The sequence below is a fragment of the Bradyrhizobium amphicarpaeae genome (genome assembly GCF_002266435.3).
Taxonomy (GTDB): domain Bacteria; phylum Pseudomonadota; class Alphaproteobacteria; order Rhizobiales; family Xanthobacteraceae; genus Bradyrhizobium; species Bradyrhizobium amphicarpaeae.
In genome coordinates this window covers 5,067,380-5,091,326 of the sequence record NZ_CP029426.2, presented here as the reverse complement: position 1 = coordinate 5,091,326, position 23,947 = coordinate 5,067,380, and the positions used below count along the sequence as shown (strand labels likewise).

Annotated in this window: 17 protein-coding genes; 13 read left to right on the top strand and 4 right to left on the bottom strand. The window is 64.8% G+C overall.

Annotated elements, in window-relative coordinates:
• The first annotated feature begins 37 nt into the window (after window positions 1-37).
• The 6 genes from CIT40_RS23915 to CIT40_RS23890 all read left to right on the top strand — a co-directional run bounded on the left by CIT40_RS23915 (window position 38) and on the right by CIT40_RS23890 (window position 9,516).
• Entirely contained in the window at window positions 38-3,940 is a 3,903-nt protein-coding gene (locus tag CIT40_RS23915; protein WP_244611835.1) for a beta strand repeat-containing protein, read from the top strand.
• 206 nt (window positions 3,941-4,146) lie between these two features.
• The gene (locus CIT40_RS23910; protein ID WP_162307648.1) at window positions 4,147-5,121 is read left to right on the top strand and encodes a Bug family tripartite tricarboxylate transporter substrate binding protein; all 975 of its coding nucleotides are present in this window, start codon (window positions 4,147-4,149) and stop codon (window positions 5,119-5,121) included.
• Window positions 5,122-5,273: 152 nt separating this feature from the next.
• Complete coding sequence (locus CIT40_RS23905; RefSeq protein ID WP_094891424.1) at window positions 5,274-5,816, top strand: tripartite tricarboxylate transporter TctB family protein; 543 nt, start codon at window positions 5,274-5,276, stop codon at window positions 5,814-5,816.
• An 11-nt stretch (window positions 5,817-5,827) separates the two neighbouring features.
• Complete coding sequence (locus CIT40_RS23900) at window positions 5,828-7,345, top strand: tripartite tricarboxylate transporter permease (protein ID WP_094891425.1); 1,518 nt, start codon at window positions 5,828-5,830, stop codon at window positions 7,343-7,345.
• Window positions 7,346-7,503: 158 nt separating this feature from the next.
• Complete coding sequence (locus tag CIT40_RS23895) at window positions 7,504-8,382, top strand: outer membrane protein (RefSeq protein WP_094891426.1); 879 nt, start codon at window positions 7,504-7,506, stop codon at window positions 8,380-8,382.
• A 243-nt stretch (window positions 8,383-8,625) separates the two neighbouring features.
• Complete coding sequence (locus CIT40_RS23890; RefSeq protein WP_094891427.1) at window positions 8,626-9,516, top strand: outer membrane protein; 891 nt, start codon at window positions 8,626-8,628, stop codon at window positions 9,514-9,516.
• A gap of 72 nt (window positions 9,517-9,588) precedes the next feature.
• On the opposite strand, the gene CIT40_RS23885 is transcribed toward CIT40_RS23890, so the two are convergent.
• Window positions 9,589-10,782, bottom strand: coding sequence for a CaiB/BaiF CoA transferase family protein (locus CIT40_RS23885; RefSeq protein WP_162307647.1), 1,194 nt, complete (start codon window positions 10,780-10,782; stop codon window positions 9,589-9,591).
• Window positions 10,783-10,912: 130 nt separating this feature from the next.
• Window positions 10,913-11,215, bottom strand: a complete 303-nt coding sequence (locus tag CIT40_RS23880) for a hypothetical protein (RefSeq protein ID WP_094891429.1) — start codon at window positions 11,213-11,215, stop codon at window positions 10,913-10,915.
• A 199-nt stretch (window positions 11,216-11,414) separates the two neighbouring features.
• Between CIT40_RS23880 and CIT40_RS23875 the strand changes: the two genes are divergently transcribed.
• The 5 genes from CIT40_RS23875 (at window position 11,415) to CIT40_RS23855 (ending at window position 17,694) form a co-directional block, all read left to right on the top strand.
• On the top strand, window positions 11,415-14,762 hold the full coding sequence (locus tag CIT40_RS23875; RefSeq protein WP_094891430.1) for a M10 family metallopeptidase C-terminal domain-containing protein: 3,348 nt from the start codon (window positions 11,415-11,417) through the stop codon (window positions 14,760-14,762).
• Window positions 14,763-15,146: 384 nt separating this feature from the next.
• Complete coding sequence (locus CIT40_RS23870) at window positions 15,147-16,094, top strand: right-handed parallel beta-helix repeat-containing protein (RefSeq protein ID WP_244611834.1); 948 nt, start codon at window positions 15,147-15,149, stop codon at window positions 16,092-16,094.
• 71 nt (window positions 16,095-16,165) lie between these two features.
• Window positions 16,166-16,750 (top strand): right-handed parallel beta-helix repeat-containing protein, encoded by a 585-nt coding sequence (locus tag CIT40_RS23865; RefSeq protein ID WP_334265213.1) that lies wholly within the window; start codon window positions 16,166-16,168, stop codon window positions 16,748-16,750.
• Between the two features lie 59 nt (window positions 16,751-16,809).
• A complete protein-coding gene (locus tag CIT40_RS23860; RefSeq protein WP_334265212.1) occupies window positions 16,810-17,013 on the top strand; it encodes a hypothetical protein in 204 nt (67 codons plus the stop codon).
• Between the two features lie 123 nt (window positions 17,014-17,136).
• A complete protein-coding gene (locus tag CIT40_RS23855; RefSeq protein WP_094891433.1) occupies window positions 17,137-17,694 on the top strand; it encodes a tetratricopeptide repeat protein in 558 nt (185 codons plus the stop codon).
• Window positions 17,695-17,934: 240 nt separating this feature from the next.
• Here the strand turns inward: CIT40_RS23855 and CIT40_RS23850 are convergent, their stop codons facing one another.
• On the bottom strand, window positions 17,935-18,513 hold the full coding sequence (locus tag CIT40_RS23850) for a prepilin peptidase (RefSeq protein WP_094891434.1): 579 nt from the start codon (window positions 18,511-18,513) through the stop codon (window positions 17,935-17,937).
• Between the two features lie 3 nt (window positions 18,514-18,516).
• The gene (gspD, locus tag CIT40_RS23845) at window positions 18,517-20,799 is read right to left on the bottom strand and encodes a type II secretion system secretin GspD (RefSeq protein ID WP_244611833.1); all 2,283 of its coding nucleotides are present in this window, start codon (window positions 20,797-20,799) and stop codon (window positions 18,517-18,519) included.
• A 233-nt stretch (window positions 20,800-21,032) separates the two neighbouring features.
• Here gspD and CIT40_RS23840 point away from each other — a divergent pair, with 233 nt between their 5' ends.
• Both CIT40_RS23840 and CIT40_RS23835 read left to right on the top strand, forming a co-directional pair.
• Window positions 21,033-22,721, top strand: coding sequence for a GspE/PulE family protein (locus CIT40_RS23840; RefSeq protein WP_414645368.1), 1,689 nt, complete (start codon window positions 21,033-21,035; stop codon window positions 22,719-22,721).
• Between the two features lie 5 nt (window positions 22,722-22,726).
• Complete coding sequence (locus CIT40_RS23835; RefSeq protein WP_094891437.1) at window positions 22,727-23,938, top strand: type II secretion system F family protein; 1,212 nt, start codon at window positions 22,727-22,729, stop codon at window positions 23,936-23,938.
• Window positions 23,939-23,947 lie beyond the last annotated feature (9 nt).

The following is a 23,947-nucleotide window of genomic DNA, read 5'->3' as shown; positions in this document are numbered from 1 at the left end:
GCGGCGCCTCCATGGCAACGCAGGCAGGGATTTTTCCATGACCAACCATACGCCGGTTTTCACCTCGTCATCCGCGACGGGCAGCTTCACCGAATTTGCCAACCTCAACGATTCAACCACGCTGCACACGCTGTCCGGGACGATGAGCTTCAAGGACAGCGACAGGACCGACACCCATACGACGTCGGCGACGCTGCATTCCGCGGTGGTCTCGGGGGGAACGGTCGTCCCGGCGGCCTCGCTTGCGCATTTCCAGACCGCGATGCAATCGCAGATCCTGAGCGATTCAAACGGCTCGGGCCAGCTCAAATGGAATTTCAGCGACCAGGACCAGGATTTCGACTTCCTGGCCAAGAACCAGACTCTGGTTCTGACCTATGACGTCAAGATCCTCGACAACCACGGCGGCTTCGCGATCCAGACCGTCAAGATCACCATCACCGGTACCGACGACAAGCCGGTGATGAACATGACCACGGCGGCGACCGTCACCGAGCAGACCAATCAGACGCTGTCGCTCTCGCCCGACACTGTTCACGTCGCGCTCAACTTCACCGATGACGACCTCGCAAACACCGGGCACACCGCGACAGTGATCGGCGTCTCCGCCTCCGGCGCTACTGCGGGCCTGTTGCCGGGCCCGTTCGGCAACGCCGAGCTGATGTCGTTCTATCACGTCGACAACGTCGTCAAGACGTCCGGCTCCGCGACCGGCACCATCAACACCACCTTCGCCGCGCCCGATCTCGCCTTCGACTATCTTTCGGCGGGCCAGCATCTCGACATCACCTACACGGTGCAGCTCGACGACCATGCCGGCGGGATCTCGACGCAGACGGTCACCGTGACGGTGGTCGGCACCAACGACAAGCCGCTATTCCTGTCGTGCCCGGAGTCCGCTGCTCTCGTCGAGGATCAGAATGTCGATCCGAGCGGCAATCTCACTGCGCATGACAGCTTGCTCTTCACCGACATCGATCTTGCCGACGCGCATACCGTCTCGACGACGGTCACCGCGACCCGTTCAGGTGGGGGCGCGATCCCCCTGACCAATGCGCAATTGCTGGCTGCGTTCGGCACCGCGCTCCAGGATTCGACCGGCCACCTGATCGGGGAGGTCGATTGGAATTTTGCGCTATCCAATTCCTCGACCAATTTCCTCAACGGCGGCGAGACGCTCAAGCTCGTCTATCACGTTGCGGTCGACGACGGTCACGGCGGCTCCACGACCCAGGACGTCACCATCACTATCCTCGGCGTCAACCATCCCGTAGCAATAACGAGCAGTCCGGAATCCTCCACCGTCGCCGAGCAGGACGCCACCACGGGCTCCCCCGTTCCGGATACGACGCCGACGATCCCGGCGGGCACGCTCGCCTTCACCGATCAGGACACCAGCGATACGCACACGGTGACGGTCACGCTGAATTCGAGTTCAGGGCCGACGCCGCCCGCCGCGACGCAGGCGGATCTCGCAGCGGCGCTGACGACGACACTGCACGATTCCACGGGCACCGGGACCGGCAGCATCGACTGGAACTTTGCCATCGCGGACAACGATCTCGACTATCTCGCGTTCAACGAGACGCTGACGGTAACCTACAACATCAAGGTCGCGGACGGCTCGACCAGTTCGACGCAGACCGTTTCCGTCGTCATCACCGGCGCCAACGACGCGCCGGTGGTCACCAGCGGACCGGGATCAGCGTCACTGTCCGAGCAGCCCGGTGTGACCGGATCGCAGACGCCGGACACCACCAGCCCGGTGCCGACGGGGACGCTGAGCTTCGACGACGTCGATCTGTCGGATACGCATTCGGTCAGCGTCGTGCTGAATTCGGCGGTGTGGTCGGCCAATAGCTTTGCCGCCCCGGCACAGACGCTGGTGGACCTTCAATCGGCGCTCGCAACGGTCCTGCATGATTCCACGGGCACCGGCACCGGCAGCGTCGATTGGACTTTCGGCATTCCCGACGCCGATCTCGACTTCCTGAGCGTCGGCGAGACCCTGACGGTGCAATACGACGTCAATGTCTGGGACGGCTTTGTCAATTCGGTCCAGACCGTCACCGTGACCATCGACGGCGCGGCCGATCCGCTGGTCCTGACGCCGCTGACGATCGCGGCATCCGATACCGCCGGCCCGGATGCAGGCGCGGGAATCGCAAACGGTGCCATCTTCGACATCACGCAACCGGTCGACCAGAGCACGCCGCGGACCATCACCGAGGTCAACGGCAGCGCCGCCAATGTCGGCCATTCGGTCGTCGGCGCGCATGGAACGCTGGTGCTCAACGCCGACGGCTCCTACGGCTATGTCGCGGATGCGTCGGTTGACGCGCTGCTCGCCGGCGACAACGTCACCGACCAGTTCACCTTCACGGTCGATGACGGCCAGGGCCACCAGGCCTCGACCACGATCACCTTCGACATCGCCGGCGCCAACGACAATCCGCTCGTCACCGCGGCCAATCTCAGCGGAGCGGTCACCGAGGATGCCGGCCCGCCGGTGATCCTCAACGGCGATTTCGAGACCGGCAATCTCGCCAATTGGACGGTGAGTGGCGGCCACATCCACGTCGCGCAGCTCGAGTTCGGCGGCAGTTTCGGCCATTACTCGGTCGAGCTGTTGCCGACGAGCAGTCCGGAAACGCTGTCGCAGAACATCGCGACCACGCCCGGCCAGCACTATTTCGTCAGCTTCGACGTCATCGGCGATCCCGAGAGCGTCAGTTCGCCGCTTACGGTGTCGTGGGACGGCGCCACGATCCTGTCGCTCGGCAACGTGCCGGCCGGCGTCAACCATTATTCCTTCGATCTGCTCGGCGACGGCGCGTTGTCGTCCACGCTGCTGCAGTTCACCTACAACAACCATGACACCGGGATGATCCTCGATTCCGTCAACGTCAGCCCGGCGACGGGACCCGCTACCGAATCGACGGCGGGCTCGCTGTCGTTCTCCGATGCCGAGACAGGGGACACGCACAGCGCGAGCTTCGTGCCGATCGACAGCTTCTATGTCGGCACGTTCTCGCTCGATCCGGTCAGCGAGGCCGGCGGCACGGGATCGCTGGCCTGGCACTTCACGGTCGACAATGCCGACATCCAGTTCCTGGCCGAGGGGCAGACATTGACCCAGGACTATCTGGTGACGATCGCCGACAACAATGGCGGCTCGACCACGCAGGATGTTACCGTCACCATCAACGGCACCAACGATGCGCCGGCAGCGGTCGGCGAAACCGTGATCACCGATGTCGGTGCGAACGCGACGGTCCTGATCCCCGGCTGGGCTCTCGCCTCGAACGACACCGACCCCGACACCATCGACCATCTTTCGCTCGGCGGCATCACGGCAAGCTCTGGGGGCAGTGCCTTCGCGTTCGGAGATGCCTCCTTCACCGACGACGCGTCGCTCGGCGGCTTGTTCAGTTACACCATCTCCGATGGGACGACCTCGTCCAATGCGGCCACGGCAACGATCGTCAACAACGCGGCCGGCGCGAGCGCGCTGACCGGGACGGGCGGCGATGACATCCTGATCGCGACCAACGGGAGCGAGACGATGAGCGGGGGCGGCGGCAACGACGTGCTGATCGCAACAAACGGCGGCCATGCGATGACCGGCGGGGGCGGCAACGACACCTTCGCCTTCCTCCAGCCATCCGGTCCGAGCACGATCGGCGACTTCAACAACACCACCGAGCACGACCGCATCGCCGTCTCCGCGAGCGGATTCGGCGGCGGGCTGACGGCAGGAATGGACGTGACGTTCGAGACCTCAGGCGACGATGCGTTCTCGGGCTTCTCGCAATTCCATTTCGACACCGGCAACCAGACGCTCTATTACAGCGCCGACGGCACCCAGGGCGCAGCGGTCGCATTGGTCAGCGTCCAGAACGGCGCGCTGCTCAACCAGCACGACATATTGGTCGTGTAGACAGCGGGCCGAGCTCCAGGCCGCAAGGGGGCGGGCTCCGCGGGGAGCCCGCTTTTTTGCGTCGCGTCATCTCATTCCAAAGTCATAACGGGGATGACATCGGATGGCTTGAACTTGGTCGAATTCGCCAGCACAATGGCCGTCGAATTCATCTTTGAATTTCCAATCCGAACAAGAAGATAGGGAAGACGCCCGTGGGACATGGAATGAAGGCCGCGATTGCGCTGACAGTCGCGCTTTGCGGCACGCCGGCATTTGCCGGCTGGGAGCCGGCAAAGCCCGTCGAGATCGTGGTGGCAGCGGGCGCGGGTGGCGCCTCCGACCAGATGGCGCGGATGATGCAGGCCGCGATCCAGAAGAACAATCTGATGAAGCAGCCGATCGTCGTCTCGCTCAAGGGCGGCGCCTCGGGTGCGGAAGCGCTGATGTACATGAAATCCAGCGAGGGCGATCCGAACAAGGTGCTGATCGCCTATTCGCTGATCTACATGCTGCCGCTGTCGGCCAAGATCCCGTTCAACTGGCGTGAGCTGACCCCGGTTTCGGTGGTCGCGCTCGACCAGTTCGTGCTCTGGGACAACAGCGCAGGCCCCAAGACGGTGAAGGAGTTCGTCGCGGCCGCGAAGGCGGCGAGCGCGCCGTTCAAGATGGGCGGCACCGGCTCCAAGCGCGAGGATCACGTGCTGACCGTCTTCCTGGAGCAGAAGACCGGCGCAAAGTTCTCCTATCTGCCCTACAAGTCAGGCGGCGAGGCCGCGACCCAGCTGGTCGGCAACCACACCGAATCCAACGTCAACAATCCCTCCGAAAATCTGGAAGTCTGGCGCGCCGGCCAGGTGCGTCCGCTCTGCGTGTTCGACAAGGAGCGCATCTCCTACACCACCAAGGTGACGGACACCCAGTCCTGGGCCGACATCCCCACCTGCAAGGAGGAGGGTGTCGACGTGCAGTACCTGATGCTGCGCGCGATGTTCCTGCCCGGCAAGGTGACGGCCGAGCAGCAGGCGTTCTATGTCGAGCTGTTCCACAAGGTGACGCAGACCGCCGAGTACAAGGACTACATGGAGAAGCAGGCGCTGAAGCCGATCTTCCTCACCGGCAAGGACATGGTGCAGTTCCTCGAGGAGGATGATGCCGTCAACAAGTCGCTGATGACCGAAGCCGGATTCGTCGCGAAGTAAGCACATCCTCCGCGTCATGCCCCGCCTGGTGCGCAATTGCGCACGGGGGGCGGGGCATCCAGTATTGCACAGAACTCGAATACGGCTTCTGCACGGCATACTGGATCATCCGCATTCGCGGATGATGACAGCGCAACTTGATTTGGCAAAGCATGTCCCAAACCGATCTTGAAATCGTCGTCGACGATCCGACCGCGCCTGAAGACGACTCGCCCTCCGTCGTCTCGTCCGGCACGGTCGAGATTGTCGTCTGTCTGCTGCTGCTGGCGCTGGCCTTCACGCTCGGCTACGACAATTGGCGCACCGGCGCGTCCTGGGATTCGACCGGGCCCGAACCCGGCTATTTTCCGTTCTATCTCTCGGTCATCCTCGGCGGCGGCAGTCTCTACGGCCTGATCGTGGCGCTGCTGACGCGGCGTGCGGGGGCCGAGACCTTCGTCACGCGGGCACAGGCCCGCCGCGTGCTGGCGGTGTTCGTGCCGACGTTGCTGTTCTGCCTGGTGACGCAGTTCCTCGGCCTCTATGTCGCGAGCTTCCTGCTGATCTCCGGCTTCATGCGCCTCGTCGGCAAGATCGCGTTGTGGAAGTCGCTGCTCACCGCTCTTGTGTTCACGGCGATCATGTTCGTCACCTTCGATGTCGCCTTCGACGTCATCATGCCGAAAGGGCCGCTCGAAGCGGCCTTCGGCCGCTAGGCGGTTTCACGATGGAAGCTTTCGGTCTCCTGCTCCACGGCTTTGCCGTCCTGCTGACGTGGAAGACGCTCGTGCTGATGATGGTCGGGCTGGTGCTCGGCATCTTCGTCGGCGTGTTGCCCGGCCTCGGCGGCCCCAACGGCGTCGCGATCCTGCTGCCGCTGACCTTCACGATGGATCCGACCTCGGCGATCGTGATGCTGTCCTGCATCTATTGGGGCGCGCTGTTCGGCGGCGCGATCACCTCGATCCTGTTCAACATTCCCGGCGAAGCCTGGTCGGTCGCGACCACCTTCGACGGCTATCCGATGGCGCAGCAGGGCAGGGCGGCGGAGGCGCTGACCGCGGCGTTCACGTCCTCCTTCATCGGCTCGCTGGTCGCGGTGCTCCTGATCACCTTCCTGGCACCGATGATCTCGTCCTTTGCGCTGAAGTTCGGTCCGCCCGAGTTCTTCGCGGTGTATCTGCTCACCTTCTGCTCCTTTGTCGGTCTCGGCCGTGAGGCCAAGCACAAGACCGTCATCTCGATGTCGCTGGGGCTGCTGCTCGCCGGCATCGGCATGGACACGGTGTCGGGAAATCTGCGCATGACCTTCGGCTCGTCCGAGCTGCTTCGCGGCATCAACTTCCTGGTCGCGGTCATCGGCCTGTTCGGCATCAGCGAGATCCTGCTGACGATGGAGGAGCGGCTGGCGCTGCGCGGGCACGCCGCAAGCATTTCGCTGCGCGTCGTGCTCGGCGTCTGGAAGGACCTGCCGAAATACTGGGCGACGCTGCTGCGCTCCTCCTTCATCGGCTGCTGGCTCGGCATCACCCCCGGCGGCGCGATCGCGGCGTCCTTCATGGGCTACAACCTCGCCAAGCGCTTCTCGAAGGATCCCGAGAGCTTCGGCAAGGGCCGCATCGAGGGCGTGTTCGCGCCCGAGACGGCGGCGCATGCCTCCGGCACCGCGGCGTTGCTGCCGATGCTGGCGCTTGGCATTCCCGGCTCGGGCACTGCGGCGATCCTGCTCGGCGGCCTGATGGTGTGGGGGCTCAATCCCGGTCCGCTGCTGTTCGTCGAGCACAAGGATTTCGTCTGGGGCCTGATCGCCTCGATGTATCTCGGCAATGTCGTCGGCCTCGTGCTGGTGCTGACGACGGTGCCGGTCTTCGCCTCGATCCTTCGCGTGCCGTTCGCCGCGGTGGCGCCGATGATCGTGGTGTCCTGCGCCATCGGTGCCTACGCGATCCAGAATGCGATGTTCGACATCTGGCTGATGCTCGGTTTCGGCGTGGTCGGCTACGTCTTCAAGAAGATCGGCATTCCGCTGGCGCCGTTCACACTCGCGCTCGTGCTCGGCAATCGCGCCGAAGATGCCTTCCGCCTGTCGATGATCGGCTCCGGTGGCGACCTCAAGGTGTTCTGGTCGAACGGCCTGGTCGGCTCGATCACGACGCTGGCGATCGTGCTGCTGTTCTGGCCGGTGATCGATGGCTTGCTGGCCCGCGTCGGACTGACGCAGCGGGCAAAGGCGACGTCGCCGTAAGCAGAAGTCTTTCGATTTCAATTGCTTGCGCGGGCGATGTCGTTGTAGTCCGGGCCGCCACACGCCGCGATTGTTTCGCGATGTTGCCGTCGCGGCACAGCCTTGGGGCCGAAGCTGGCATATGTTTCCAATCACAAAATCGTGCGGAGGGGTTACCCATGAAGCGGATCGTGATTGGAATGGCAGCGGCACTGTCGCTGTTCGCGACGGGTGCGATGGCTGCCGATCTTGCGGCGCGTCCCTACGTCAAGGCGCCGGTGATGGATCCGGTCTGGAGCTGGACCGGCTGGTACGTTGGCGCCAATGCCGGTTACAGCTGGGGCCGCTCGCGCTCCGACGCCTCCTACTTCAATTCCGGAACCGGTGTGCCGATCGCGCCGCCCGCCGGCTCCATCACCAGTGCTTCGTTCGACATGAACGGCGCCATTGCTGGTGGCCAGGCCGGGTACAATTGGCAGAGCGCCAACTGGGTGTATGGCATCGAGGGCGACCTGCAATGGTCGGACGAAAAGGGCCGCGCTGCCTTCTCCTGCGTCGGCACCGCCGCCGCGCCAGTCGCCGGACCCTGTCTTCCCACTTTTACGTTCCTTCCGCCGGGCGGCCTCGCCGGCACCACCCTGGCGATCGATCAGAAGCTCCAGTGGTTCGGCACGGTTCGCGGTCGCGTCGGTATCCTCGCCACCCCCAAGGTGCTGTTCTACGGCACCGGCGGCGTCGCCTTCGGTGAGATCAAGACCACCGGCACCCTGTCGAGCTTCACCACGGTCGCGCCGTTCGGTCCGATCGCCTCGGTCGGCTCGAGCTCGACCACGCGCGTCGGCTGGACCGTCGGCGCGGGCGTCGAAGGCAAGATCACCCGGAACTGGAGCGCGAAGCTCGAATATCTCTACATGGATCTCGGCCGCTTCTCGACCGGCAACTTTACCCTGGCGCCGACGCTTCCGATCAGCGCCAGCGTCTCGTCACACTTCACCGACCACATTCTGCGCGCCGGCATCAACTACCAATTCGACAGCCCGGTGGTCGCGAGATACTGAACCGACAAAGGCGTCAAACAAGAAGCAAAGCCCGGCCTCGTGCCGGGCTTTGTCGTTTCTGTCCGATCCTTGATCGGCCTCGCCCCGTGTTCGCCTTGCTGCAATCGCGCGCCACTCCTCCAAACGACCGACATTCGATCGCAGGACGCGAGCCGAACGGCTCTTCCCTAGTGTTGCCGCACTGAATCGCTCGCGCATCTTCGCGTCCGCGGTCAGGCAATGCCGTTTCTCGAGGGAAGATTGATGACACGAACTCTGCTGGTTGCGTCCGCGATCGCCATGCTGCTCGCGCCGCGAGCTTTCGCCGCCGATCTGGCGGTACCGCACATCCATACCAAGTCGCCGCCGGCGGCAGCGGATCCCGGCTACAATTGGAGCGGCTTCTACGCCGGCATCAATTTCGGCTATGGCTGGGGCCGCTCTTCCACGACAGCGAATTTCATCGACAGCAGGACCGGCACAGGGCTGAGCTCGAGCGCTGGCACGTTTGATCTCAACGGCGCCATCGGCGGCGGACAGATCGGCTACAACTGGCAGCGCGACATGTTCGTGGTCGGTCTCGAAGCCGACTTCCAGGGCGGCGGACAGAAGGGCCGTTTCGGCGCGTTGTGCGCCGGCGCGCCTGACGGTGTGCAGGACGGCGTCTGCACGCCGGGCCATCGCGGCGACAACACGTTCGATCCCGCGCTGCCGGTGACGTTCGATCTCACCCAGAAGCTCGATTGGTTCGGCACTGTCCGCGGCCGGCTCGGCGTCGCCGTGACGCCGCGTGTGCTGCTCTACGGCACCGGCGGTCTCGCCTATGGCCGCGTCTCCACCTCGGGCAGTGTCAGCGCAATCAATGTCGGCGGCTTCCCCGGCGCAGACGGCGGAACGTTCACACCGGTTGCAGCAAGCTTCAGCAGCAGCACCACCAAATTCGGCTGGAGCGCGGGTGCCGGCGTCGAAGGCGCCTTCGCCGACAATTGGAGCGCCCGGCTCGAATATCTCCATGTCGATCTCGGAACGGTGTCGGGCTCGCTCGCAACGCCCGTGATCGCGCTCAGCGGCGCGCCGCTCGTCGTCGGCTATCGCTCGCGCGTCACCGACAACATCCTGCGCTTTGGCGTGAACTACCGCTTCAGCGGGACTTGAGCGGCGGCGCAGCCATCCGACGTCAAAAGGCCCGGCGCGCGCGCCGGGCTTTTTTCGTCAGGCGATGCACTCTCACACCACCTTGGCATCCCGCAGCTGTACGATCTCGTCCGCGCTGAGACCGAACTCCTTCAGGACCTCTTCGGTTTGCTCGCCGAAATCCGGCGGCCGCGCCACCATTTTGCTCGGCGTGCGCGACAGCGTCACGGGTTGGCCGACCAGGCGGATGTGGCGGTCCTCGTCGTTGGGCACATCTTGGGCGATGCCGAGATGTTTGACCTGCGCGTCCTCGAACATCTGGTCGATGGCATAGATCGGCCCACAGGGTACGCCGGCCTCGTTGAGTTCGCGGACCCAGCTATCGGTCGACTTCGTCAAGGTGCGCTTCTCGATCTCGGCGTTGAGCGCGTCGCGGTTCTTGGAGCGGGCCGGCGCCGTCGCATAGTCGGGATGGCTATAGAGCTCCGGCGCGCCGATCGCCTGGGCGCAGCGCTCCCAGATCCGTCCGCCCGTGGTGGCGATGTTGATATAGCCGTCCGACGTCCTGAACACGCCGGTCGGAATGCTGGTCGGGTGGTTGTTGCCGGCCTGCTTGGCGACCTCCTTCTCCATCAGCCAGCGCGCGGCCTGGAAGTCGAGCATGAAGATCTGGGCCTGCAGCAGCGAGGTCTGCACCCACTGTCCCTTGCCCGAGACCTCGCGCTCCAGCAGCGCGGTGAGGATGCCCTGGGCGCAGAACAGGCCCGCCGTGAGGTCGGCGACGGGAATGCCGACCCGCATCGGGCCTTCGCCCGGCGCCCCGGTGATCGACATCAGCCCGCCCATGCCTTGCGCGATCTGATCGAAGCCGGGTCGCTTGTGGTAGGGGCCGTCCTGGCCGAAGCCGGAGATGCTGCCATAGACGATGCGCGGATTGATCGCGGCGATGCTCTCATAGTCGATGCCGAGCTTCTTCTTCACGTCGGGCCGGAAATTCTCGACCACGACGTCGGCCTTGGCGGCGAGGCGCTTGAATACGGCGAGCCCGCGCGCGTCCTTCAGGTTCAGCGTCATGGCCCGCTTGTTGCGGTGCAAATTCTGGAAGTCGGAACCCCGGCGAGGTCCGCCCGGCTGCTCGCCGCCGGCATCCTCGGTCAGCGCGTCGATCTTGACGACGTTGGCCCCCCAGTCTGCCAGCTGCCGCACGCAGGTGGGCCCGGAGCGGACCCGGGTCAGATCGAGCACGGTGAAGCGCGACAGGGCTTCTGAGGCATGCGGAAAAGGCATTTTGAGAGGCTCCGGGACAGATTGCGGGCCTACCATAGTGCCGAAAGATCACCCGGCAAGCCGGCCCGGCGCCGATGCCGCCTGCCGAAATGCCATGCCTGATGCCATGCCTGATGCAGTGGCTGACCGATCAGCGCGACAGGCGCTTCAATTCGGCGCGCACCTTTTCGGCCAGGGGATCGTCGCCATGGCGCGCAATGAAGAGCTCGAGGGCTTGGCGCGTTCCCTTGCGGCGGGCGGCCTCATATTCCTCCGCCACCGCAACGGCGGGATCGCGGGCCATCGGCATGGTGGGCGCATGCGCCGCCTTGCCGCTGTCGTCCGCCTTGGCCTTTTCCACCATGACAGGCAGTCCTCCGAAGGGTTGATGGTCCAGTCCGGCGAGCGCCATCAGGGCGCCAAACAGGCCGGCGGAGCGTGAACGTCGTGGCATGAAATCCCTGCAAATTACGGGCGCCGCGGCACCCGAGGCCGCTGCCGGGTCCCGTATGACTACGGGATTTGATGGCTAACGAGGCCTTATGGAAGAGGGCGGGCGCCGCTGCCCAAATTAAACCAAACGTTCAACTCTCAAGCTAAAATTATGTGCCGTTGCGGCGAATCACGCGCGATGGGTTGCTCTGGAGAGTCAATTGGCTACCGCCGTCAACGTCAGTGCCACCAACAACGCCGAGATCGACGGCCTGCTGTCGGGTGCCAAATGGTCCGGCACGATCACTTACAGTTTTCCCGACGCAACGAGCGACTACGCCAATCCCTATAGCGGCGGCAACGGCGAGCCGACGACGTCCGGCTTCTCAGCAGTGCCCACGCAGATCCAGGCGGCGATCAATTACGCGATCGGGCTGATCCTCAGTTACACCAACGCCGACATCCAGTATGCGGGCACGAACGGCGCCGACATCATGGTCGCGCAGTCGCCGGCGGCCAATCCGACCGCCTACGCCTACTATCCCGGCAACTACGCCTCCGGCGGCGACGTCTGGTTCGGCACCCAGTACAATTTCTCGCTGGCCAAGCTCGGCAATTATTACTTCACCACCGCGCTGCACGAGCTCGGCCACGCTCTCGGCCTCAAGCACAGCCAGGAGACCGGTGGCCCCGCCAATGTCGCGGTGCCGAGCGCGCATGACGACAGCGAATACACCGTCATGAGCTATCGCAGCTATGTCGGCGGTTCGACCACGTCCGGCTACACCAACGAAGCGTACGGATATTCGCAGACCTATATGGCCAACGATATCCTCGCGTTGCAGACGATGTACGGCGCGGATTACGGGACCCAGAGCGGCAACACCGTCTACACCTGGAATCCGACCACCGGGCAGGAGTCCATCAACGGCGTCGGGCAGCTCGCGCCGGGTGGCGGCGTCGGCGGCTCGGCCAACCGCATCTACGAGACGGTCTGGGACGGCGGCGGCGTCGATACATTCGACCTGTCGAACTACACGACGAATTTGAGCATCAATCTCAATCCCGGCGCCTCGTCGGTGTTCTCCTCCGTGCAATTGGCTTATCTCGGCGATGGCCATTACGCGTCGGGCAACGTCTACAACTCCTATCTCTATAACGGCGACGCACGCTCCTACATCGACAACGCCATCGGCGGATCCGGCAACGACACCATCGTCGGCAACGCCATCGCCAATACGCTGAACGGTGGCGGCGGCAACGACACGATCACCGGCGGAGGGGGCAACGATACCATCATCGGCGGCTCGGGCACCGACACCGCGGTGTATTCGGGCAGCCGGGCGAGCTACACGATTTCGTATAGCGCCACCACGCAGACCTTCACCCTGGTCGACCTGCGCAGCGGTTCTCCTGACGGCACCGATACCGCCACGAGTATCGAGTACTTCAAATTCGCCGACGGCACCGTCGCAAGCTCCAGCCTGGTGATCGTGATCGAGGCGTTCGGCTCGACGAGCACGGTCCTATCCGGCAGCACCTATTACCTGAACAACATTTCGACCGGCACCGGGCCGACCCTCAAATTTGGCGGGTCTGTCGTGAACGCGCCCGATTTCGGCACGTGGTCGGTCGTTGCCGCCGAGCAGGTTGCGGGCGGCGGTTATGACGTCGTCTGGAAGAATTCGGCGAACGCGCACTATTCGGTCTGGAGCACGGACAGCACTGGCAACTTCCAGACCACGCTTGCCGCTGCCCCCGAAGTGCTGGGGAGCGACGCGTCGCTGCAGGCCCTTGAGCCGACGCTGCATCAGGATCTCAACGGCGACGGCGCGATCGGGGTCCCCGTCGTAAGCGGCGTCACGGTCGAGGCGTTCGGCTCGACCAAAACGGTCTTGTCAGGTGGCACCTATTACCTGGCCGACATCTCTAGCGGCACCGCGCCGATCCTCAAATTTGGCGGCTCTGCCGTGAACGCGCCCGATTTCGGCACGTGGTCGGTCATTGCCGCCGAGCTGGTGGCGGGCGGCGGTTATGACGTCGTCTGGAAAAATTCGGCGAACGCGCACTATTCGGTCTGGAGCACGGACAGCACCGGCAATTTCCAGACCACGCTTGCCGCTGCCCCCGAAGTGCTGGGGAGCGATGCGTCGCTGCAGGCCCTGGAGCCGACGCTGCACCAGGATCTCAACGGCGACGGCACCATCGGGGTCCCCGTTGCCCCCGCCGTCAGCGGCGTCACGGTCGAGGCGTTCGGCTCGACCAAAACGGTCTTGTCAGGTGGCACCTATTACCTGGCCGACATCTCGAGCGGCACCGCGCCAATCCTCAAATTTGGCGGCTCTGCCGTGAACGCGCCCGATTACGGCACGTGGTCGGTCATTGCCGCCGAGCAGGTGGCGGGCGGTGGTTATGACGTCGTCTGGAAGAATTCGGCGAACGCGCATTATTCGGTCTGGAGCACGGACAGCACCGGCAACTTCCAGACCACGCTTGCCGCTGCCCCCGAAGTCCTGGGGAGCGACGCGTCGCTGCAGGCGCTGGAGCCGACGCTGCATCAGGATCTCAACGGCGACGGCACGATCGGCCCCCCCGTTTCCAGCGGCACCACGATCGAGGCGCTCGGATCGACACGTCTGGTGCTCTCCGGCGGCAACTACCACATGGACAGCATCGCGACCGGCACCGGGCCTACGCTGAAATATGCCGGCTCCGCAGTGATCGCGGCCGACTGGGGAACGTGGAAGGTCATCGGCGTCGAGCAGGTGTCCGGCGGCGGCTATGACGCGGTCTGGAAGGATACGTCGGGCGGCCATTACTCGGTGTGGAGCACGGACAGCAACGGCAACTTCCTGGCCACGCTCGGTTCAGCACCCGAGATGCTGGGCACCGATGCCGCGCTGAAGGCACTGGAGCCGACGCTGCAACAGGACCTCAACGGCGACGGCACGATCGGCACCCCCGTTTCCAGCGGCACTACGATCGAGTCGCTGGGATCGACTCGCCTGGTCCTCTCCGGCGGCAACTACCACATGGACAGCATCGCCACCGGCACTGGGCCTACCTTGAAATATGCGGGCTCTGCGGTGATCGCGGCCGACTGGGGAACGTGGAAGGTCATCGGCGCCGAGCAGGTGTCCGGCGGCGGCTATGACGCGGTCTGGAAGGACTCGTCGAGTGGCCATTATTCGGTGTGGAGCACGGACAGCAATGGCAACTTCCTCAGGACGCTCGGTTCGGCGCCCGAGATGCTGGGGACCGATGCCGCGCTGAAGGCGCTGGAGCCGACGCTTCACCAGGATCTCAATGGCGACGGCACCATCGGCGCAGCGCCGCCCGCGACTGCGGGGCTCGGGACCTCCGGTGATGGCTTTGCGTTCAATTTCACCCAGAGCGAGACTTCGTTGGCCACCGCGTCCGAGGTACCGGACGCCATGCCCGCACCGATCAATTTGCCGACTGCGTCAGAGTTGTGGACACAACAGTCGGGCAGTCACGACGCGGCCGTGAACGACATTCTGGCCGATTTTGTTCACAACTTGCAGGGACACGGCTTTCTGCTGAGCTGACAGCGCCGGTCGCGTCGAATCGACGCAGCGCCGGCTGAACCTTCCGTTACGGCGGAGAGGTTTGGTCGGGTTCTCGACGTCAACGATGCGTTTGCGATCTCGCTTGGGAGCTGGCTGTCGCCGTCGGCCATCCCCGATTCCGTTCGCGACGCATGAAGCACGCTTCCCTCGCGCAAAAATCCCTGTAAAATTGCTACGTCAGATTGAACCTTGCCTGATCCGGCGCGACCACTAGAAGGCCCGCGACCCATCGCGCAACAGTTGCGTGATCCGAAGCGCCGAATAGTCTGCTTCTTTTTTCCCAATAGTGTTGCGTACCCAATCATTTGAACACGAAGGCCGTATTGCGAGCGCCGAAAACGGCGGGCGAAGTTTCAGCGAAATATGGAGAATGATGCCGTAGGGCCGCGCCAACCGCGGGCTGCGGCAGCGAAGACTTGTGCATGGCAACAAGCTGATCTCAGCTTAATCTTGGGAGGACGAGAAATGCGTCGAATTGCACTCTTGGCTCTGGTCGCAGGATTGTTCGCACCGTTGATCGCAACACCGGCTCATGCCCAGGCCACCAGAACATGGGTGTCGGGCGTGGGCGACGACGCCAATCCCTGCAGCCGCACCGCCCCATGTAAGACCTTTCCCGGGGCGATCTCGAAGACGGCGGCGGGCGGAGAGATCAATTGTCTCGACTCCGCGGGGTTCGGCGTCGTGACCATCACCAAGGCGATCTCTATCTATTGCGAAGGCGTCGTCGGCGGCATCCTCGCAGCCGGGAGCTCCGGCGTGATCGTGAACGCAGCCGCGACCGATCACATCGTGCTGCGCGGCCTGGATATCGACGGGGCCGGAACCGGCATCAAGGGCGTCAACATCCTCCAGGCGGCCTCGGTGGTCATCGAGCACTGCTACATCAGGAACTTCAACAGTGCGGGCGGGGTCGGCGTCTTCGTCAATCCGTTGAACTTCAATTCGATGCTCATGATCCGCGACAGCGTGATCTCGCACAACGGCACCGCGGCCGATGGCGCCGGAATCAGCATCAATACCAACGGTGGCAGTTCGCGGGGCCTTCTCAACAACACGGCCATCCACAAGAACTTCGTTGGCGTAACCGTGCAGGGATCGTCCAACGTCCAGATCAACAACAGCACCATCTCCGAAAATCTCGGTACGGGCCTCGCCCTTAGCGGCGCCGCCGCGGCTCGCATCGGCCGCTCTGTGATCGTCAACAATCTGGGGGCAGCGACCTCCGGCAATGTGCTGTCTTATCTGGACAACCAGATCAACGGCAACGCGCCGGACACGACGCCGGCCACCGCGGGCGGGTATCACTAGCCCGCAGCTGCTCGTGACTTTCTTCTGGCAACAATAGCGTGAAATTTTCAGTTCAATTTGGGAGGTTGAAAATGCGTCGCATTGCTCTATGGGCGCTCTTGGCGGGATTGGTCTTGCCGTTCGCCGTGTCGCAGCCGGCTCATGCCCAGGCGACCAGAACGTGGGTTTCCGGTGTCGGCGATGACGTCAATCCGTGCAGCCGCACCGCTCCGTGCAAGACCTTCGCCGGCGCAATCTCGAAGACGGCCGCCGGCGGCGAGATCAATTGTCTCGATTCCGCCGGCTACGGCGCGGTGACGATCACCAAGGCAATTTCGATCTACTGCGAAGGCGTCGTCGGCAGCATCCTGGGGTCCGGCACCAATGGCGTCAACGTCAACGCCGCGGCGACCGATCACGTGGTGCTGCGCGGTCTCGACATCTCAGGTGCCGGCACGGGACTCAAGGGCGTCAACATCCTCCAGGCGGCCTCGGTGGTCATCGAGCACTGCTTCATCAGGGATTTCAACGGCGCGTCGGGAACCGGCATTTTCTCCAATCCGTCGAATTTCAACTCGATGCTGATGATCCGCGACAGCGTCATTTCGCACAACGGCGCTGCGGCGGCTGGCGGGGGATCAGCATCAACACCAATGGCGGCAGCACCCGGGTCCTGATCAACAACACCGCCATTCACAAGAACTTCGTCGGCCTGAACGTGCAGGGTTCGTCCAACGTGCAGGTCAACAACAGCACCATCTCCGAGAATCTGAGCACGGCTCTTGCCCTCAGCGGCGCTGCGGCAGCCCGGATCGGCCGCTCGGTAATCGTCAACAATCTCGGCGCAGCAACGACTGGCAACGTACTGTCCTATCTGGACAACCAGATCAACGGCAACGCTCCGGACACGACACCGGCCACCGCGGGCGGATATCATTAGGCCGACGCTATCGACGAGTTCCGGGCGCGTTGCGCCCGGAGCTTTTTTGCGCCCGGGGTCCCTATGGATTTCAGAATGCCTGCAGACTAGTCTGGCCGCACAAGCAGGGGAGCGCGGGTGGGCATGGAGACCCTCCACAATCGGGATCCGAGGTTCGGTCATGCGGCGCCGCAGACGCCCGGCTTTTGGCGACGGGCGCGGTGGGGCTGTGCCGCCGTTCTGCTGACTTTGGCCTTCGCAGTCCCGGCCCACGCCCAATCGTTCCGCCAGGGCGTCTCCGCTTTCAATCGTCAGGACTATGTCACGGCATCCCGCATCTTCATCCCGCTCGCCGAGCGGGGCAACGCGGCGGCACAATCTTATCTCGGTTTCCTGTTCGAGACCGGCCGCGGCGTGCCGCAGAACTACACCGAGGCTGCGATGTGGTACCGGCGCGCGGCGGAGCAGGGCGACAGCCGCGCTCAATATTCGCTGGGTCTGCTCTACGATCGCGGCCAGGGCGTGCCGCAGGACATCGTCGAAGCTTCCAAATGGCTCAATCTGTCCACGGCGGCGGCACCGCCGCCGGCACGCGAGGCGCGGGCCAGGATCCGCGACGCCGTCACCACCAAGATGACGCGCGGAGAGATCGCCCAGGCCCGCCTGCGGGCGCTGGAATGGACGCCGAGCCGCGAGCACTGAGCGCTGCGCCTTGAAGGCCCGCCGGCTCCTGGTGTTCAGGAATGGGCGGCGCGGACCATCGACGTCACGAAGACCGCCATGCCGGTGTTTTGCCCGACGCGTCAAATCGCTCGGTCAAAACCGTCGTGAGTGCAACCCCTAAGTCCTTGATAACGCGGCCGCCTTCTACTGTGCATGGGGTTGTTTTCGCATCTTTGATGTGAGCAGGGTCCGCAATGGCGATGATCCAGCCCCTCGCTTTCAGCCGAGCCAGTTCACGTACCAGGTCTCGCCCAGCCAGCCGATCCAGATCGCCGGCGCCAGGAACAGCCCGAACGGCAGGAAGGCCGTGGCGCGCAGCGGCTTCCGTTGCAGGGCGGCATTGGCGGCATAGGCACCGATCGCAAGCAACGCCGCAAGCTCGATCACCACGACGACGGTCGCAAGGTCAAGCCAGGCGCCGCAGACCGCGGCGAGCTTGACGTCGCCGAGCCCGAGCCCGTCGCGACCGCGCCAGCGGCGGTAGAGCACCATCAGCAGCAGCAGCGGCAGGCCCGTGGCCGCGGCGCGGGTCAGCGGCCAGAGCAGCGCCTCGGCACCGATATCGGGCACGAACGCGCCGGCACGAAGCAGCGCGAGCGCGAAGGCGGCGCCCGTCAGCTCGTTCGGAATGCGGTAGTGGCGCGCATCGTTCGCCGCGATCGCAAGCATCAGGGCGGCCAGGAACGCGCCGTAAAGGCCTTCGGCGCCCGGGGCAGTGACGAGGCTTGCGATGACGCCGAGCAGCAGGGCGAGCGCGAGCGCAGCGCCCGTCCCGACCCTCGCCGCCCGATCCGTCACGCCCTAGCGCGCCGCCTTGGGCGGGTTCACGGTGACGACGGGATTGCTGGTGCCGACCAGGCGGCTGTTCATCTTGCTGCGCATCTCCTCCGCAATGACGTGCGCATCGACGCCGTCCTTGATGACGGTCGGGCGGATGAACAGGATCAGCTCGGTGCGGGCGCGCGTCGTGCCCTGGTGCGAGAACGCATCGCCGACGCCGGGAAGGGAATCGAGGATCGGAATGCCCTGACGTTGCTTGTTCTCGGTCTCGCTGATCAGGCCGGCGAGCAGCACGGTCTGCCCGCTCGTCACCGCGATCGAGCTCTTGACTCGGCGCTGCGAGATCGTCGGCGTCAGCGAGCCGGTGCTGCCGGCGGCGACGCTCGAGATCTCCTGCTCGATGTCGAGCACGACGTTGCCGTTGGCGTTGGCGCGCGGGAGCACACGCAGGATGATGCCGGTGTTCTTGTAGTCGATGGTGTTGACGACGGTGTTGTTCGCGGTCAGCACGGTCGCGGTGCCGGTCGAGAACGGGACCTGGTCGCCGACCTGCAAGGTCGCCGGCTGGTTGTCCAGCACGACCAGCGACGGGTTGGACAGCACCTTGACGGTGGTGACGTTGTGGAGCGCATCGAGCACCACGCGCGGGGAGTTTTCCGCGCCGATCAGAAAGTTGAAGCCGGGCAGCGCGCGGCCGAGCAGCGCGCCGGCGGCGGCGTTGACCGCGCTGGTCTGCTGCTCGACGTTGCTGCCGACCGCGGCGCTGTTGCTGACACCGCCGATGACGTTGGAGACCGAGCCTTGCTTGCTGGCGATGAAGAACTGGACGCCGTAGTTCAGCGCGTCGTTCAGCGTGACTTCGGCGATCGTCGCCTCGATCGCGATCTGGCGCTGCGGCCGGTCGATTTGCCGGATCGTCTGCTCGACGACGCGCTGCGATTCCGCGTTGGCATAGACCAGCACCGCGTTGTTGGTGACGTCGGCGGTGATGCGAACGTTCTGAAGGATGGCATTGTTGACGGGTTTTGCGCCGCTGCCGAGCAGCGAGCCGGAGCCGTTATCCTGGCCGGGTACGCCCGACGCCGCAGGGGCGGGACGCGCGGCCAGCGACGAGCCGGGAGCGCCGGTGACCGGGGTTGCGGCGCCCGAGGCTGCGGTTGGAAGCGCACTGAGCGAGGCGATCGGATTGGTCCCGGACGAGGACGTCGCGATGCCCGCGCCGGGCGAGATCTGGCCGGCGGAATTGTCGAGCGAGGAACTGCTGGTCGCGCTCTGGCTGAACAGGATCTCATTCAGCAGTGCCACTACCGCCTTGGAGTTGCCGTAACGCAGCGGATAGGACTTCAGGTTCACGCCGTCGGTGTCGGAGCGGTCCAGCCGCGTGATCCATGTCTGCGCGCGCTTGAGGTATTCCGGTTTCTGGCTGACGACCAGGATCGCGTTGAGCCGGCCGATCGGCTGGAATTTCACCACGTTCTGGCCCAGTCCGCCTTCGCCTGAATCCATGATCTTTTCGATCTCGGAGATCAGCGGCTCGGGCGTGGAGTTTCGCACCGGGAAGATGCCGACCGATTGCCCGCGCATCCAGTCGGCGTCGAAGGAGAGGATGGTGTCGACCGCTGTCGCCCGGTCGGTGCCGCTGCCGCTGACGATCAGCGTGTTGCGGGCGCTGTCCGGACGCATGGTCTGGGCCTTCACGCCGAAGGCATCGAGCAGCTTGAAGATGTTCTGCGCCGAAACGTAGCGCAGCGGCACCACGGTGACGCCCTGGCCGGCCGCGGCGTTCATGGAGCGGTCGACGCCGCCGGGACCGGCCTCCGGCGCCGGCAGCAGGCGATAGCCGGTGCGGTCACGGACCAGCGCGACACCGGACATGCGCAGCGCGTTCTCCAGCACGAAGAGCGCGTCCGCCTTGGGCACCGGCCGCACCGAGGCCAGGGTCACAGTTCCCTGGACGCGCGGATCGATCGTGTAGCCGACGTTGAGTACGTCACCAAGGATGACCTTTGCGACGCTGGCGACCGGCGCGTTCTCGAAATTGAGGTCGTAGCCGCTGCCGCCGCCATCGTCGCGCTCGGCCAGCGCGCCGCCTTGCGGCGTTGCACCATCGCTGAGATAGATCGCCGGCTTCGATGATCTTGCCTGCGCAATGCCGCCTGTGCCTGCATCCGCGGGTTGACGTGGCTGGAGATCGAGGGAGCGGACCTTGTCGGCGATGTCCTGGGCGCGCGGGTCCTTTGGATCGGCTTCGATCGACCTGTCGGCGGTCACGATGCAGGCGCCGAGCACGAAGGCGGAGGACAACAGAAGGAGCGTTCCAGACAACGCTGAACGACGGCGCAAAAGCGGCTGAACCACCTTAAACAAAATACGCCTGCCAACGCTGGATGTGGCTGGGTTGCATCCGTCTTGGTTCGGATACGCAATAATTTGCGCAGCGATTATGTTTTTGCTAAGAAATAAGTCAAGGGCAAAGGGCCTGCCGTCACTCGCCGAAGTTGTTGCTTTCAGGTAACAAGGTCAACGCTGTGAATGCGATGCGCGACCGCTCCGCAGATAGCTTTCGGCAGCACCTCCTGGAAAAATACTCATTGCCGCAGTGGGCGCATGCCCATGTCGAAAAATCGGCCACCCCCGCGCTCACGCGTCCCTTGCGCGAATTGTGGGAGGCGACCGATCTCTCCGCGGCCGAATTCGCAGATGAAGTCTCCGGCCATTTTGGTCTGCCGCGGCTGAGCCTTCCGCAACTGCTCGCGGCCACGCCTCGCCTCGACGGTTTCTCGCGCCGCTTCCTGCGTGAATCCACCATCTTTCCTTTCACTGCATCCAACGAAGTTCTTCGGCTCGCTGTCGCCGACCCCTCCGACACGGCGGCCATTCGCGCCGCCGAGATCGTGTTCGGCGCACCGGTCGATGTCGTCGTGGCCTCATACGAGGACATCGCCACGGTGCTCGATCAACGGGCCGATGCCGACGACGCAAATGCCGATCGAAGCGGCAGGAACGTTGCGCAGCAGTCCGAGGACGACATCGAAAGCCTGCGCGATCTCGCCAGCGGCGCGCCGGTGGTGCGCGCGCTCAACGATCTGCTGGAGCGCGCGGTGGATCTGCGCGCCAGCGACATCCATGTCGAGCCGTTCCGTGCCGGGCTGACGGTGCGCATGCGCGTCGACGGCCTGTTGCGTGCGCTGCCGTCGCCGCACGGCATTCCGCCGCAGGCGCTGATCTCGCGCATCAAGATTCTCGCCAGCCTCAACATCGCCGAACGGCGCCTGCCGCAGGACGGCGCGGCTCGCGTCCGCGTCGGGCGCAGCGAGATCGACGTTCGCGTCGCGACGATGCCGACGCAGCATGGCGAGAGCGCTGTGATCCGCCTGCTGCCGCGCGACCGCGGCCTGCTGGAAATGAGCAAGCTCGGTCTTGCCGCGCGCGACGAGAGCGTGATGACGCGGCTGCTCGCGATGCCGCACGGCATGATCGTGGTCACGGGACCGACCGGCAGCGGCAAGACCACGACGCTCGCGACCATGCTGTCGATCCTGAACGAGCCGACGCGCAAGATCCTCACCATCGAGGATCCGGTCGAATACGAGATTGCCGGCATCAACCAGTCCCAGGTCAAGCCGTCGATCGGGCTGACCTTCGCCTCGGCGATGCGCGCCTTCGTCCGCCAGGACCCCGACGTGATCATGGTCGGCGAGGTCCGCGACGCCGAGACCGCGCATATCGCGATTCACGCGGCACTCACCGGCCATCTCGTTCTGACGACCCTGCACACCGAGACCGCCGCGGCCGCCGTGCCGCGTCTGATCGATCTTGGTATCGAGGGCTTCCTGCTGAAGTCCACGCTGCGCGCGGTGGTGGCGCAGCGCCTGGTGCGCGTGCTCTGCGACCGCTGCAAGGTCCCGCATGCGCTGACCGAGGCCGATCTCGCCGAGGACCCGCGCTTTGCGGTGATCGGCTTCAAGTGCGGCGAGGTCGTGCATGAGGCCGGCGGCTGCGAACGCTGCGGCGGCACCGGCTATCGCGGCCGCAACGGCGTGTTCGAGATCCTGGAAATGTCCGACGAGGTGCGCACGCTGATCGGCCCGCAGACCGACTCCCACTCGATCGACGCCGCCGCGATGCGGGGCGGCATGACGACGATGCTGGAGGATGCAGTGGCCAAATGCCGGGCCGGGCTGACGACAGTGCCTGAGGTCTTCCGCGTCACGACGGTGCGCTGACACCCATGCCGAACTATCGTTACCGCGCGCTCAACGCCAACGGCGAACTGGTCTCCGGCGCCATCGTCGCGCCTGCGCCGGGCGACGTCGCCCAGCGGATCGAGCGGCTCGGTCTCGTGCTGGTCGACAACGTCACGCCGGAAGAGGGCGGTTCGGCGGGCCGGGTGTTCAGCCTCTTCAACAGGCCGAAGCCCGAAGACGTCACCATCTTCACCCGCGACCTCGCGCTGTTGCTGCGCGCCGGTGCCCGCATCAATGACGGATTGGAGCTGCTCGCGGCCGATCCCGATTTCGGGCGGCTGCGCCCGGTCGTTGCCGACATCCGCTCGCGCGTCGTCGCGGGCGAGAGCTTTGCCGAAGCGCTGGCGCGGCACGAAGGGCTGTTTCCGGCGATGTATGTTGCGCTGGTGCGGGTCGGCGAGGCCTCGGGATCGCTGGACCAGGTGCTGGAAGTGCTGGCCGGCGAGCGCACCCGCAGCGAGGCGTTGCGGCGGCGGCTGTCGGATGCGATCCGCTATCCCCTGTTCGTGCTGGGCGCAGCGGGCTGCGTGCTGTTGTTCTTCCTCACCTTCGTGCTGCCGCAGTTTGCGTCCGTGTTGCAGGATTTCGGCGCCAAGATCGATCCGGTCGTCGGAGTCTTCCTCAACATCTCCACCTTCCTGCGCGGCAATTCGGATGCGGTCCTGGCTGGTCTTGCGGCCATGATCGCTGCGGCGTGGCTGCTGCTCCGGCAAGAGCGTGTCCGCCGCGCCGCCGCCAATGCCATCACGAGGCTGCCGGCCATTCGCAACGTGATGAGCGCGTACCGGACGGCGCTGTTCTGCCGCAATCTCGGCCTGCTGCTCGGCAGCGGCGTCAATCTCACCATCACGCTGCGCATCCTCGTCGACATGATGGCGACGACCGGCCCGTCCGCGGTCTGGAGCGATGCCGCAGATCGCGTTCGCCATGGCTCGAAGCTGTCCGATGCGCTGGCCGAGACCGAGGCGCTGCCCGCAATGGCGGTGCGCATGCTCCGGCTCGGCGACGAGACCGGGCAATTGCCGATGCTGTCGGGACGCATCGCGGAATTCTACGAAGCCAAGCTGCAGCGCACGCTGGACCGCGCGGTCGGCATCGCTGGCCCGGCGGCGATCATCGCGATCTCGCTGGTCGTCGGCGGCCTGATCACGTCGGTGATGACGGCGCTGATGTCGGTGAGCCAGATTGTCGGTTGAATTGATAGT

Bases quoted from the DNA above. Each gene is read 5' to 3' on its own strand.
- CIT40_RS23915 (WP_244611835.1), top strand. From the start codon at position 38: ATGACCAACCATACGCCGGTTTTCACCTCGTCATCCGCGACGGGCAGC.
- CIT40_RS23910 (WP_162307648.1), top strand. From the start codon at position 4,147: ATGAAGGCCGCGATTGCGCTGACAGTCGCGCTTTGCGGCACGCCGGCA.
- CIT40_RS23905 (WP_094891424.1), top strand. From the start codon at position 5,274: ATGTCCCAAACCGATCTTGAAATCGTCGTCGACGATCCGACCGCGCCT.
- CIT40_RS23900 (WP_094891425.1), top strand. From the start codon at position 5,828: ATGGAAGCTTTCGGTCTCCTGCTCCACGGCTTTGCCGTCCTGCTGACG.
- CIT40_RS23895 (WP_094891426.1), top strand. From the start codon at position 7,504: ATGAAGCGGATCGTGATTGGAATGGCAGCGGCACTGTCGCTGTTCGCG.
- CIT40_RS23890 (WP_094891427.1), top strand. From the start codon at position 8,626: ATGACACGAACTCTGCTGGTTGCGTCCGCGATCGCCATGCTGCTCGCG.
- CIT40_RS23885 (WP_162307647.1), bottom strand. From the start codon at position 10,782: ATGCCTTTTCCGCATGCCTCAGAAGCCCTGTCGCGCTTCACCGTGCTC.
- CIT40_RS23880 (WP_094891429.1), bottom strand. From the start codon at position 11,215: ATGCCACGACGTTCACGCTCCGCCGGCCTGTTTGGCGCCCTGATGGCG.
- CIT40_RS23870 (WP_244611834.1), top strand. From the start codon at position 15,147: ATGGAGAATGATGCCGTAGGGCCGCGCCAACCGCGGGCTGCGGCAGCG.
- CIT40_RS23865 (WP_334265213.1), top strand. From the start codon at position 16,166: ATGCGTCGCATTGCTCTATGGGCGCTCTTGGCGGGATTGGTCTTGCCG.
- CIT40_RS23855 (WP_094891433.1), top strand. From the start codon at position 17,137: ATGGAGACCCTCCACAATCGGGATCCGAGGTTCGGTCATGCGGCGCCG.
- CIT40_RS23840 (WP_414645368.1), top strand. From the start codon at position 21,033: ATGCGCGACCGCTCCGCAGATAGCTTTCGGCAGCACCTCCTGGAAAAA.
- CIT40_RS23835 (WP_094891437.1), top strand. From the start codon at position 22,727: ATGCCGAACTATCGTTACCGCGCGCTCAACGCCAACGGCGAACTGGTC.